Consider the following 12707-nt stretch of genomic DNA (forward strand, 5'->3'; position numbering starts at 1 on the left):
AGGGGTCAGGCCACGCTGCCGGCCCGGTACCCCACGCCGCGCACGGTCGTGACGATGCGCGGGTTGTCGGGATCGTCCTCGACCTTCGCGCGCAGGCGCTGGACGTGAACGTTGACGAGGCGGGTGTCGGCCTTGTAGTGGTAGCCCCACACCTGCTCGAGCAGCATCTCGCGCGTGAACACCTGATGCGGCTTCGACGCGAGGGCGAGCAGCAGGTCGAATTCGAGGGGCGTGAGGTTGATGCGGCGGTCTCCGCGGCGCACCTCGTGGCCGGCGGCATCGACGGTGAGGTCGCCGATCTGCAGGTGAGACGGCTCCGAGGCCTGCGTCGGGCGCAGACGCGTGCGCACGCGGGCGATGAGCTCCTTCGGGTTGAAGGGCTTGACGATGTAGTCGTCGGCTCCGGCCTCGAGGCCCTTGACGACGTCTGCGGTGTCCGACTTGGCCGTGAGCATGATCACGGGGGTCCCGGATTCCGCCCTGATGAGGGTGCACACCTCGATGCCGTCCAGCCCCGGAAGCATGAGGTCGAGGAGGACGAGGTCGGGTTTCGACGCCCGGAAGGCCTCGAGGGCGAGCGCTCCGTCCGCGCAGAAGAAGGGCTCGAAGCCCTCGCCGCGCAGCACGATGCCGATCATCTCTGCCAGGGCCGTGTCATCGTCGACGACCAGAATGCGTGCGTTCATCGTTCCGTTTTCCACTGAGGCCGATCCGATCCTTCTCATCGCCCGACCGCGCGATCTTCAGTCACACAGTAGTCGAGAGACATGGGTCGCGGCTGGCAACGGCGCGGCTGCCCTCGTATGCGAGCATGGACGGGTGACGGACGGCGCGGAGAAGCACTCAGGACAGAACCAGGTTCCGGCGACTCCGGATGCCGCCCAGCCCGAGCAACCGGCGGCTCCGGCGCAGCCGCCGTACGGCCAGCCGGGCTACGGACAACAGCCTCCCCAGCCGCAGTACGGCGAGTACGCGCAGGCCCCGTACGGCCAGCCGGCGTGGGGCCAGCCCGACTGGCAGCAGCCCGGGATGCAGCAGCCCGTCATGGGCGCCCCCGGCTGGACTCCTCCGCCCAAGCCCGGCATCATCCCGTTGCGACCGCTCAGCTTCGGCACCCTGCTCGGCGCGCCCTTCCAGATGCTCAAGCGCAACCCCAAGGCCACCTTCGGCAGCGCACTGCTCATCCAGGGCATCGTGGGCGTGGCCACGATCGCCGCCATCGTGCCGTTCACCCTCTGGATCGTCGGCAGGGTCGACAATGCCTCGGTCGCGGACCAATCAGAGGTGATCGCGGGCTCCGTCGGCCTCGGCATCCTGGTCGGCGTCGTGCTGTTCGCCGTCTCGCTGCTCGCGTCAGCGCTGCTGCAGGGAGTCATCGTGCTCGAGGCGGCGCGAGCCACCCTCGGCGAGAAGCTCACCCTGGGAGCTCTGTGGAAGCGCGTGCTGCCCCGCGTGCTCCCCCTCGTCGGCTGGCTCCTGCTGCTGGGCATCGGCTTCACGCTCGCCCTCGCGTTTCTCGTGCTCATCGCGGTGCTGATCTTCGCCCAGGGTGAGGGATTCCTCGGCCTCGGCATCGCATACTCGGTGCTGGCGGGCATCGGTCTGCTCGTGCTCTCGGTCTGGATCTACACCAAGACCCTGCTCGTGCCGTGCGCCATCGTGCTCGAGCGACTCGGCATCTTCGCCGCCGTCCGGCGGTCGTGGGTGCTGGTGCGTGGAGCGTTCTGGAAGGTGTTCGGCGTGAACCTGCTGGTCGCGGTCATCGTCAACACCATCGCGCAGATCGTCACGGCGCCGCTGTCGATCCTGGTCGGCTTCGGCACCACGATCCTCGACCCGAACGGTTCCGGCGATCAGGTGGCGTTCCTCATCATCACGAACGGGCTGGTGCTCCTCGTCACCATCATCATCGGGGCCGTGGCCTCGGTCGTGCAGTCGGGAACCATTGCGTTCCTCTACATCGACCGGCGCATCCGCACCGAGGCTCTCGACCTCGATCTGCAGCGCGCGGTCGAGGCGCGCGAGTCCGGCACCGAGGCTGCGGACCCGTATCTCCCGGCCGACCGGCTCTCTCCCGCGACAGCATGAGCGGTGGCCTGCACCAGGCGTTCGAGGTCCCCGTCGACCCGAGCGCCGATGAGGCCAGGCGACTGCTGCTCGACGAGCTGTCCAAGGCCGAGTACCAGGCCGCGCGTCCGACTTGGTTCGACCAGCTGTCGCAGGCTGTTCGTGACTGGTTCGTGAGCCTGTTCTCCGACGGCGGCGACGGTGCCGGCCCCGTGCTTCCGGCCATCCTCCTCGTGCTGGTCGTGGCGGCTCTCGTCAGCGCCCTCCTCATCTACGGCCTGCCCCGCCTCAACCGCCGTGCGCGACAGGACGTGAGCGCCCTGTTCGGCGACGAGGACTCACGCAGCGCCGACGACATCCGCCGTGCCTCGGCCGCTGCCGCCGCCGGCTCCGACTTCGCCACGGCCATCGTCGAGCGCTTCAGGGCCATCGCCCGCACGGCATCCGACCGCGCCGCCGTGTCGGTGCACCCCGGCACGACGGCCGACGACTTCGCCAGGCGCGCCGCCCTCGCCTTCCCCGACGCCCGGACCCGGCTGGATCGCGCGGCCCGCGTCTTCGATGGCGTGCGCTACCTCGGTGCAGCGGGCACCTCGGAGGACTACGTCCTGCTCGTGGACCTCGACGACGAGGTGCGGGCCGTGCGCCCGGCCACGACATCCGTGCAGAGTCCCGTCTCGGCGGAGGCTCCGCGATGACTCTGACGGACTTCTCGACTTCTTCGACGCAAGCGACTCCCGAGGCCGACCCCGGCACGGCGTCCGTGACCCCGACGGTGCGCCAGGCCGCCCGTCGCGGGGTGTTCTGGGTGGTGCTCGGCATCATCGCCGTCGGCTTCGTCATCGTGACGGCTCTGGTGCGCGGCGACGGCGGAGCGGCCGGCATCCCGCTCGCGGCAGACAGTCCCGGACTCGCCGGAAGCAAGGCCGTCGTCGAGGTACTGCGCGACTCCGGGGTCGACGTGGTGCCCGTCGGATCGCTCGAGGCCGCACGCGACATCGCTGGAGACAGCACCAACGTCACCCTGTTCTTCTCGGACCCCGGCGGCTACCTCGAGGCCGACCAGCTCGACGCGGTCGTCGACCTGGCCGTCGACACCGTCGTCGCCGACCCCGACTTCGCCACCCTGCAGGCCGCTTCGGCCGGCGCTGTCAGCGCCGGGGGAAAGCCGGACGACGACACCGCGGCGGCCGCATGCAGCGTTCCCGCCGCGGAGCGAGCCGGTACGGCCACCCTCGGCCAGAAGTCCCTCGCCGTCGATGCGGCGACTGCCGACTGGACGGGCTGCTTCGCGAGCGGCGACGACTCCTGGGCCATGCTGCAGCAGCAGGCGGATGGCTCGACCCTCAGCCTCCTGGCCGACGGCTCGCAGCTGCGCAACGACACCATCGCGGCCGAGGGCAACGCGGCGCTCGCTCTGTCTCTGCTCGGGCAGCACTCCACCCTGATCTGGTACCAGCCCACCCTCGCCGACGTCGTGGGCGGCGCGGCTCCCACTCTCGGCGAGCTCTCGCCGGACTGGGTCACGCCCGTCGTCGTGCTGCTCGCGCTGGTCGTGGTGGCCGCGGCCGTCTGGCAGGGCCGCCGCTTCGGGTCGCTCGTGGTGGAGAACCTGCCGGTGACCGTGCATGCCGGCGAGACCCGCGAGGGCCGCGCCAGGCTCTACGCCCGCACCTCCTCCCGGCTTCGGGCGGCGGATGCTCTCCGCATCGGCACGATCGGGCGCCTCGCCGCGCGACTCGGGCTGGCGCGCACGGCGTCGGTCGACGAGATCGTGGGGGCGGCGGCATCCGTCACCGGCCTTCGACTCGCAGACGTGCGCGACACTCTCGTCGACGCCCGCCCCGAATCCGACCGGGCCCTCGTCGATCTCTCCGGCCGGCTCGTCGACCTCGAGCGGGCCGTGACGGCCGCCACCGAGGTCGGCGCCGCAGGCTCTCCGGCGTCCGCTCCACCCTCGACAGAAAGAATGGGTTCATGACCGATCCGTCCTCCCCCGTCTCCGACCAGCCCGTGGCGCAGGACCTGCGCCACGCGCTCGCCCGCGTTCGCACCGAGGTGGGCAAGGCCGTCGTCGGCCAGGACGGTGCCGTCACCGGCATGCTCATCGCCCTGCTCGCCCGGGGACACGTGCTCCTCGAGGGCGTGCCCGGCGTGGCGAAGACCCTCCTGGTGCGCAGCCTCAGCACGGCGCTCTCGCTCGACACGCGCCGCGTGCAGTTCACGCCGGACCTGATGCCGGGCGACGTGACCGGGTCGATCGTCTACGACCAGAAGGCCGGCGACTTCGAGTTCCGGGAGGGCCCGGTGTTCACGAACATCCTGCTCGCCGACGAGATCAACCGCACGCCCCCGAAGACGCAGTCGGCCCTGCTCGAGGCCATGGAGGAGCGCCAGGTGAGCGCCGACGGCGTCTCGCGGCCCGTGCCGGAGCCCTTCCTGGTCGCGGCGACGCAGAACCCCATCGAGTACGAGGGCACCTACACGCTGCCCGAGGCGCAGCTCGACCGCTTCCTGCTCAAGCTCGTCCTCGAGGTGCCCGACCGCGACGTCGAGGTCGAGGTGCTGCGGCGGCACTCCGCCGGGTTCGATCCCCGAGACCTCGCCGCGGCCGGCGTCACGCCGGTGCTCGGGGCGGCCGAACTCGCTGCTGCGCAGCACGCCGTGGCCTCGGTCGGCGTCAGTGCCGACGTGCTGGCCTACGTCGTCGATCTCGCTCGCGCGACCAGGCGCAGCCCCTCGGTGAAGCTCGGTGTGAGCCCGCGTGGAACAACCGCGCTGCTCGCGTCGGCCAAGGCGTGGGCCTGGCTCTCGGGCTACGACTCGATCACACCCGACCACGTTCAGGCGATGGTCGTGCCGGTCTGGCGGCACCGCATCCAGCTGCGACCCGAGGCCGAGCTCGAGGGCGTTGCCGTCGACGCCATCCTGGCCTCGATCGTGCAGCAGGTCCAGGTTCCGATCTGATCCATGACTCTCTCAGGTCGCTTCGTCGCGCTGCTCGCCCTCGGGGTGCTTCCGATCATCCTGATCGACAGCGTCACCCCGGGCTCCGCCGCGCTCGTCCTCGCCGGATGGGTGCTGCTGGCCGTCGTGCTCGCCGGCATCGACCTGGCGACGGCAGCATCGCCGCGTTCGGTCACCGTCGCGCGCGATCTGCCGGCCCGCGTGCGGCTCGGTGAAAGCGTCGCGGCCGAACTGTACCTGACGAACGGCGGCACGCGGCGCCTGCGCGGCGTCGTGCGCGACGCCTGGCAGCCGTCGGCCGGCGCATCCGTCACCCGCTCCAGAATCGACATCCCCGCCGGGGAGCGTCGGCGGGTCACCGTCGTTCTCACGCCCTTCCGCCGCGGGGAACGCCGAGTGGAGACCGTGACCGTGCGCAGCTTCGGCTGGCTCGGCCTCGCCGCTCGCCAGGCGAGCCTCGTGGCGCCGGGCCGCATCAGGGCGCTGCCGCCGTTCACGGCTCGCAAGCACCTGCCGTCCCGTCTCGCCCGCCTGCGCGAGCTCGACGGGCGGACGGCCGTCATGCTGCGCGGCCAGGGCACGGAGTTCGACAGCCTGCGCGAGTACGTGCGCGGCGACGACGTGCGCTCCATCGACTGGCGCGCCACGGCCCGTCAAGGCGTCTCGGGCGCCGCGCCGCAACGACTCATGGTGCGCACCTGGCGACCGGAACGCGACCGCCGCGTCGTGGTCGTCGTCGACTCGGCACGAACCGCGGCAGCCCGCATCGAGAACGAGCCTCGCATCGACACGGCGTTCGAGGCATCACTGCTGCTCGGCGCCCTGGCCTCCCACGCCGGCGACAGGGTCGACTTCGTCGCATGGGACCGGCGGGTGCGCGGCCGCGTGCAGGGGGCGGCCGGCGCCGAGCTGCTCTCGCGCATGGTCGACTCGATGGCCGTCATCGAACCCGAGCTGATCGAGGCCGACTGGGCCGGCGTGCCCGCGCTCGTGCGCGGGATCACCAACCGGCACGCCCTCGTGGTGCTGCTGACCTCGATCGACGCCCCCGGCGCGTCGGGGGCCCTGCTGGCGATGCTGCCGCAGCTCACCCGTCGGCACACCGTGCTGGTGGCATCCGTCACCGACCCGGCGACGCTCGCCGCCGTGTCGGACCGCGACGACCTGGAGGCCGTGTACCGGGCCGCTGCTGCCGAGCGCGCCCTGCTCGACGTCGCCAGGGTCTCGGCCGCCATGCGGCGCCTGGGCGGCGAGGTCGTCACGGGAGCGCCTGCCGACCTGCCCCCGGCGCTGGCCGATCGCTACATCGCCCTGAAGGCGGCCGGACGGCTCTAGGGGTGCCTGATCCGGCCGTCGGATGCCCGAGTTCCAGCGTTGGCCTTATTTTTAGTCGTTCACGATAAATGCTAGGGTCGATGGAATGCGGTCGAGTGCGGAACACGAGATCCACCGGGCCGGTCTGCGCGTCACGGCGGGTCGGCTCGCGCTGCTCGAGGTCCTCGACCGGTTCCCCCACAGCGACGCGGCCACGCTGCACCGGCACCTCGTCGAAACCGACGCGAGCATCTCCATCCAGTCGGTGCACAACGTCCTCTCCGACCTCACCGCCGCCGGGCTGCTGCGCAGGATCGAGCCGGCCAACTCGGCCGCGCTGTTCGAACGCCGCGTCGGAGACAACCACCACCACATCGTCTGCACGTCGTGCGGCGCCGTGGCCGACGTCGAGTGCGTGGTCGGCCACGCTCCCTGCATCGCTCCCTCCGACACCGCGGGCTTCACACTCGCGACAGCGGAAGTGACCTTCTGGGGCCTCTGCGCCCCCTGCCAGAAACTGCACGTAGTACCCACAAAGGAGATCCATGACTGACAGCCAGTACACGACGAGCCAGACCGGTTCCGCGATACCCAGCGACGCCCACTCGCTCACAGCAGGCGCCGACGGCGTCACCGCGCTGCACGACCGCTACCTCGTCGAGAAGCTGGCTCAGTTCGCACGCGAGCGCATCCCGGAGCGGGTCGTTCACGCCAAGGGCGGTGGGGCCCACGGCGACTTCGTCGTGACGGGCGACGTGTCGGCGTACACCCGCGCTGCCGTGTTCCAGCCCGGCGCCTCGACCCCGACGCTCACACGCTTCTCGTCTGTCGCCGGCGAGCAGGGCTCGCCTGACACCTGGCGCGACGTGCGCGGCTTCTCGGTGAAGTTCTACACGTCCGAGGGCAACTACGACATCGTCGGAAACAACACCCCCGTCTTCTTCATCCGCGACGGGATCAAGTTCCCCGACTTCATCCACTCCCAGAAGAGGCTCCCCGGCTCCGGCCTCCGCGATGCCGACATGCAGTGGGACTTCTGGACCCTCTCCCCCGAGTCGGCCCACCAGGTCACCTACCTCATGGGCGACCGCGGCCTCCCGCGTTCATGGCGCGAGATGCCCGGCTTCGGATCGCACACCTACCAATGGATCAACGCGGCAGGCGAGCGCTTCTGGGTGAAGTACCACTTCACCTCGAACCAGGGCAACATCGAGATGGGAGGCGCCGAGGCACAGGACATCGCCGGTGCCGACGCCGACTACTACCGTCGCGACCTCTACGAGGCCATCGAGGCCGGCGACTTCCCCTCGTGGGACCTCCACGTGCAGATCATGCCGTACGACGACGCCAAGACCTACCGCTTCAACCCGTTCGACCTCACCAAGGTCTGGCCGCACGCGGACTACCCGCTCGTCAAGGTCGGCACGCAGACGCTGAACCGCAACCCGGAGAACTTCTTCGCCGAGATCGAACAGGCGGCGTTCTCGCCGGCCAACACGGTTCCGGGCATCGACATCAGCCCCGACAAGATGCTGATGGCTCGCGTGTTCTCCTACCCCGACGCGCAGCGCTACCGCGTGGGCACGAACTACAACGAGATTCCGGTCAATGCGCCGAAGTCGCCCGTGCACAACTACTCGCAGGACGGTGCGGCCCGCCACGGATTCAAGCCCGCATCCGCCCCCGTCTATGCTCCCAACTCCTTCAGCGGCCCCGTGGCCGACCCCGCGATCGCGGGAGCCGGCAGCTGGGAGTCGGACGGCGAGCTGATCCGAGCCGCTGCGACCCTCCACACCGAGGACAGCGATTTCGGTCAGGCGGGGACGCTCTACAGGGAGGTCTTCGACGATGCGGCCAAGGCCCGCTTCCTGGAGACCATCACCGGAGCCGTCGGCGGCACGACGGTGCCCGAGATCCGCGAACGCGCCATCCAGTACTGGACGAACGTCGACGCCGCGCTGGGAGCCGCCCTGCGCGCCAACCTCGCGGCGCCGGTCGAGACGGCGAACGAGGCCGCCGAGTACGTGGGCGTCGGAGAGTAGCCACCCGTCATCACGTCGAAGCCGCCGCGCCCCTTCGCGCGGCGGCTTCGCCGTTCCTACGCGGCGATGATGCGCCGGGACCCCGCCTCGTACTCGCCGAGGTCGCCGGTCTCTCCAGCTCGCGCCGCGCGCCCGCCGAGGACGAGCATGTAGGCGTAGAACGCTGCAGCCGCAGCGATCCCGATCGAGATCTTCACGGCCCACGGCCAGGGGGCCGGCGTCACGAAACCCTCGATGATGCCCGAGATGAACAGCCAGATGGCCAGGCCGATGGCCACCGTGAACAAGGCCCGGGCGTCCTCGGCGAGAGCCTGACCGCGCGTGCGCGCGCCCGGCGCGATCCACGCCCAGAAGATGCGCAGACCGGCGGCACCGGCAACGAAGACGCAGGTGAGCTCGAGCAAGCCGTGCGGCAGGATGTACTCGAAGAACACGTCGCCCTTGTCGTAGGAGAACATGATGGCCGCCGAGACGCCGACGTTCTGGGCGTTCCCGAGCAGCGCATACGGCACGAAGACGCCGGTGATGCCGAGCGCGATGCACTGGGCGGCGATCCAGGCGTTGTTCGTCCACACCATGCCGGCGAACGAGGCCGCCGGGTTCTCGGAGTAGTAGTCGACGAAGGCGCCGTCGGCCAGAGCCTGTCGCTGAGCGTCGGTTCCGTACGACGCGAGCACCTGCGGGTCGGCCAGCGCCCAGACCGCGTACAGGGTGGAGACGAGCACCGTGGCGAGGATGACGCCGAGGGTGATCCAGCGCAGCCTGTAGAGCGCGGCAGGAAGCTGAAGGATGAAGAAGCGCGGCAGCATGGCGAGGGCGTTGCCGCTCGCTCCGGTGAACCGCAACCTGGCGCGAGACAACGTCACGGAGAGCCTGTCACCGGGGATCGTCGACCCCGACGCGGTGCTGAGCACCGAGAGCTGGGTCGCGCCGGCCTGATAGCCCGCGATGAGCTCGTCGGCTTCCTCGCCCGAGAGCCGCCGCGTGCGGGCCAGCTGGGACAGCCTGTCCCACTCCGCGCCGTGGGCGGTCGAATATGCGTCGAGATCCATCTGATTAGATGATCGCATGGCAGACCCCGTCGTGCAGCGCACCGCGTCGAACGATCGTGAGGATTCCGGTCTCGTCACCGGCGAGGCCGTCGCACTGGACGTTCGACCGGCCAGTGTCATCCTGAGGGGAGCCGGCACAGCGATCGATGCCGTCGTCTACGTCGGCCTGCTGCTCGGTGTCGCCTGGCTCGTCGTGCAGTACGGCTCCGCCGGGATCGATCAGGCGGCGCTGCGGGCGCTCGGCGTCGTCGGTCTCGTGCTGTTCCTGCTCGTCATCCCCATGGTCGTCGAGATCGCGTCGGGCGGTCGGTCGCTCGGGCGTCTCGCCATCGGCGCCCGCATCGTGCGTGACGACGGCGGTGCGATCGCGCTCCGGCACTCCTTCGTGCGTGCGCTCACGGGCGTCATCGAGATCTACCTGACCTTCGGCGCCGTCGCCGCCATGACAGGCCTGCTCAACGAGCGTTCGAAGCGCCTCGGGGATCTGCTCGCGGGAACCCGCAGCCAGATCGAACGCGTGCCGCGCTACGTGCCCCCGCGCCAGGGCATGCCGCCCATGCTCACCCAGTGGGCGCTGGTGGCCGACGTCGCCCGCCTGCCCGAGACGCTCTCACGCCGCATCGCGCAGTTCCTGTCGCAGGTCGACGCGCTCGTGCCTGCAACCCGCGCACGGACGGCGGAGCAGCTGGCGCGCGAGGCATCCGTCTACGTCTCTCCGCTGCCCGAGGTGCCCGCCGAGACCTTCCTCTGGGGCGTCGCGGCGCTGCGGCGCGAACGCGAGGCCACGGCGCTGCGTCTCGAGCAGGAGCGCCTCGACGCCCTGGAGCCGGTGCTCGCGGGACTGCCGCACGGCTTCCCGGAGCGCTGAGGGCGCTGCCGCTCGGCGATCTGCTCGCTGAAGACCGGGCGAAGCCCGCGGTCGAAGCGCGCCTGCGATGGCGCTTCGACCGCGACTGCGTCGGGCCCTCAGCGAGCAAAGGGCTCAGTAGCGGTAGTGGTCGACCTTGTACGGCCCGTCGACGGGCACGCCGATGTAGCCGGCCTGCTCGGGGGTGAGCTCGGTGAGCTCGACGCCGAGGGCGTCGAGGTGCAGGCGGGCGACCTTCTCGTCGAGGTGCTTCGGCAGCACGTAGACGCCGATCGGGTACGCCTCCGGACGGACCCAGAGCTCGATCTGCGCGAGCACCTGATTCGTGAACGAGTTGCTCATCACGAAGGACGGGTGTCCCGTCGCGTTGCCGAGGTTCATGAGGCGTCCCTCGGAGAGGACGAGGATCGACCGACCCGTCGGCAGGCGCCACTCGTGCACCTGCGGCTTGATCTCGATCCGCTCGGCGCCGGCGAGGGACTCGAGGCCGGCCATGTCGATCTCGTTGTCGAAGTGGCCGACGTTCGAGACGATGGCGAGGTGCTTCATCGCGAGCATGTGCTCGAGGGTGATCACGTTCATGTTGCCCGTGCCCGAGACGAAGATGTCGACCTCGCCGACGACGGACTCGATGCGCGAGACCTGGTATCCGTCCATCGCGGCCTGCAGGGCGCAGATCGGGTCGACCTCGGTGACGATCACGCGGGCACCCTGGCCGCGCAGGGCTTCGGCAGCACCCTTTCCGACGTCTCCATAGCCGGCGACGAGGGCGACCTTGCCACCCATGAGGACGTCCGTGGCACGGTTCAGGCCATCCGGGAGCGAGTGACGGATGCCGTACTTGTTGTCGAACTTGCTCTTGGTGACCGAGTCGTTCACGTTGATGGCCGGGAACAGCAGCTGGCCTGCGGAGTGCAGCTCGTACAGGCGGTGCACGCCGGTGGTGGTCTCCTCTGTCACTCCCTGCAGCTCGGCTGCGATGCGGGTGAACCTGTCGGAGGACAGGCCGAGCGAGGTGCGCAGGGTGTCGAGCACGACACGGTACTCGTGGTTGTCGGCATCCGTCGCCGCGGGGACAGCACCGGCCTTCTCGAACTCGAGACCCTTGTGCACGAGCATGGTGGCGTCGCCGCCGTCGTCGAGGATGAGGTTCGGTCCGACCCAGTCGGCACCGGCCTCAGCGGCCTCGGCGCTCCAGTCGAAGATGCGGTCGGTGCACCACCAGTACTCCTCGAGGCTCTCGCCCTTCCAGGCGAAGACCGGAACGCCGGCCGGGGCATCCGGGGTCCCGGTCGGTCCGACGGCGATCGCCGCAGCGGCCTCGTCCTGGGTCGAGAAGATGTTGCAGCTCGCCCAGCGCACCTGGGCGCCGAGAGCGGTCAGCGTCTCGATGAGCACGGCGGTCTGGACCGTCATGTGCAGTGAGCCGGCGATGCGGGCTCCGGCGAGGGGCTGTGACGGGCCGAACTCCTCGCGAAGAGCCATGAGGCCGGGCATCTCGTTCTCGGCGAGACGCAGCTGGTGACGGCCGGCTTCGGCGAGGCCGAGGTCACGGACCTTGAACGGGAGTGCGGTGGCAGTGGAGGTCATGAGAGACATTCTGTCATTCGCGGCGCTCGGATGCCGCCCCTGGACTCAGGGGACGAATCGCGCTCGTCGCGGCGGGCTCAGGCGCCGAATCCGGCCTCGCCCAGCACCGCGTGCCTGATGACCTGCCAGCCCTGCGGTGCGGAGAGTCGCTCGGCGTGGCGGACGCAGAGGTCGTAGCTGTGCGGCTCGTGGCTCATCGAGAGGGGGCCGAGCACGGCCATCGAGTCGGCGTACACGTAGGTGAGCGTGGCCACCGCGTCCGAGGTGCACGCCACCCGCGAGCAGGATCTGTTCATGTCACCATCAGATTACCCGCGCGCCCGCGCGAACTAGGATGGCGACATGCCCCGATCACGACGCACGCCGCGCACAGCGCCCTCGGCGCGGCGGGGCATCATCGACCGCCACGGCCGGGGTCTGCGCTCGGCGGTGACCGGGCCGTACCTGCCGATGATCCGCGGCCGCATCGACCTGTTCGAGTCGACTGTGGCGTCTACCGCCGAGTACCTCCGCGGCATCTGGCCGGAGCTGGACGACGTGCGATTCGAGATCGCCGCCGCCCCGGCTGAGGCCCTGCACGGCGACCACGTCGACCGGTGGCACGTGAACCTCGAGGAGCGCCGGGTGGTGCTGTACCGCATCCCCATCCAGCGAATGGCGAAGCTGCATCGCAACGACGACCTGCACCAGCGCATGATGGTCGAGAGCTGCGTGTTCCGGGCTGTCGCCGACCTCATCGGCAAGGATCCCTGGGACCTCGATCCCGACCGCTACCGCGGCCTCTGAGGCCGGCGGGCATCCGACTGC

The 12707-nt window shown here is 70.1% G+C and carries 13 protein-coding genes; 9 read left to right on the forward strand and 4 right to left on the reverse strand.

Annotation, left to right across the window (positions count from 1 at the left end):
- Positions 1-5 precede the first annotated feature (5 nt).
- Positions 6-686 carry an MtrAB system response regulator MtrA gene (mtrA, locus tag E4M00_RS14260; protein WP_056164459.1) on the reverse strand — a complete coding sequence of 227 codons (681 nt, stop codon included), beginning with the start codon at positions 684-686 and terminating at the stop codon, positions 6-8.
- A 133-nt stretch (positions 687-819) separates the two neighbouring features.
- Between mtrA and E4M00_RS14265 the strand changes: the two genes are divergently transcribed.
- The 7 genes from E4M00_RS14265 (at position 820) to E4M00_RS14295 (ending at position 8390) form a co-directional block, all read left to right on the forward strand.
- Positions 820-2088 carry a hypothetical protein gene (locus E4M00_RS14265; protein ID WP_135121153.1) on the forward strand — a complete coding sequence of 423 codons (1269 nt, stop codon included), beginning with the start codon at positions 820-822 and terminating at the stop codon, positions 2086-2088.
- A complete protein-coding gene (locus tag E4M00_RS14270; protein WP_135121154.1) occupies positions 2085-2765 on the forward strand; it encodes a DUF4129 domain-containing protein in 681 nt (226 codons plus the stop codon). The genes E4M00_RS14265 and E4M00_RS14270 overlap by 4 nt, the downstream gene beginning before the upstream one ends.
- Positions 2762-4048, forward strand: a complete 1287-nt coding sequence (locus tag E4M00_RS14275) for a DUF4350 domain-containing protein (RefSeq protein WP_135121155.1) — start codon at positions 2762-2764, stop codon at positions 4046-4048. Before E4M00_RS14270 ends, E4M00_RS14275 begins: the two co-directional genes overlap by 4 nt.
- On the forward strand, positions 4045-5034 hold the full coding sequence (locus tag E4M00_RS14280) for an AAA family ATPase (protein ID WP_135121156.1): 990 nt from the start codon (positions 4045-4047) through the stop codon (positions 5032-5034). Before E4M00_RS14275 ends, E4M00_RS14280 begins: the two co-directional genes overlap by 4 nt.
- 3 nt (positions 5035-5037) lie before the next feature.
- Entirely contained in the window at positions 5038-6369 is a 1332-nt protein-coding gene (locus tag E4M00_RS14285) for a DUF58 domain-containing protein (RefSeq protein WP_135121157.1), read from the forward strand.
- Positions 6370-6454: 85 nt separating this feature from the next.
- Entirely contained in the window at positions 6455-6901 is a 447-nt protein-coding gene (locus tag E4M00_RS14290) for a Fur family transcriptional regulator (protein WP_135121158.1), read from the forward strand.
- Complete coding sequence (locus tag E4M00_RS14295; protein WP_135121159.1) at positions 6894-8390, forward strand: catalase; 1497 nt, start codon at positions 6894-6896, stop codon at positions 8388-8390. Before E4M00_RS14290 ends, E4M00_RS14295 begins: the two co-directional genes overlap by 8 nt.
- A 56-nt stretch (positions 8391-8446) precedes the next feature.
- Here E4M00_RS14295 and E4M00_RS14300 read toward each other — a convergent pair whose 3' ends face one another.
- Positions 8447-9442 (reverse strand): stage II sporulation protein M, encoded by a 996-nt coding sequence (locus E4M00_RS14300; protein ID WP_135121160.1) that lies wholly within the window; start codon positions 9440-9442, stop codon positions 8447-8449.
- A 16-nt stretch (positions 9443-9458) separates the two neighbouring features.
- On the opposite strand from E4M00_RS14300, the gene E4M00_RS14305 reads away from it, so the two are divergent.
- The gene (locus E4M00_RS14305) at positions 9459-10310 is read left to right on the forward strand and encodes an RDD family protein (RefSeq protein ID WP_135121161.1); all 852 of its coding nucleotides are present in this window, start codon (positions 9459-9461) and stop codon (positions 10308-10310) included.
- Positions 10311-10424: 114 nt separating this feature from the next.
- Here the strand turns inward: E4M00_RS14305 and ahcY are convergent, their stop codons facing one another.
- The gene (ahcY, locus tag E4M00_RS14310) at positions 10425-11900 is read right to left on the reverse strand and encodes an adenosylhomocysteinase (RefSeq protein ID WP_420813453.1); all 1476 of its coding nucleotides are present in this window, start codon (positions 11898-11900) and stop codon (positions 10425-10427) included.
- Positions 11901-11977: 77 nt separating this feature from the next.
- Positions 11978-12196 carry a DUF3499 family protein gene (locus E4M00_RS14315; protein ID WP_135121163.1) on the reverse strand — a complete coding sequence of 73 codons (219 nt, stop codon included), beginning with the start codon at positions 12194-12196 and terminating at the stop codon, positions 11978-11980.
- A gap of 46 nt (positions 12197-12242) precedes the next feature.
- Here E4M00_RS14315 and E4M00_RS14320 point away from each other — a divergent pair, with 46 nt between their 5' ends.
- Positions 12243-12686 (forward strand): metallopeptidase family protein, encoded by a 444-nt coding sequence (locus E4M00_RS14320; protein ID WP_056164491.1) that lies wholly within the window; start codon positions 12243-12245, stop codon positions 12684-12686.
- Positions 12687-12707: the final 21 nt, after the last annotated feature.

The organism is Orlajensenia leifsoniae, assembly GCF_004570845.1.
GTDB lineage: Bacteria > Actinomycetota > Actinomycetes > Actinomycetales > Microbacteriaceae > Orlajensenia > Orlajensenia leifsoniae.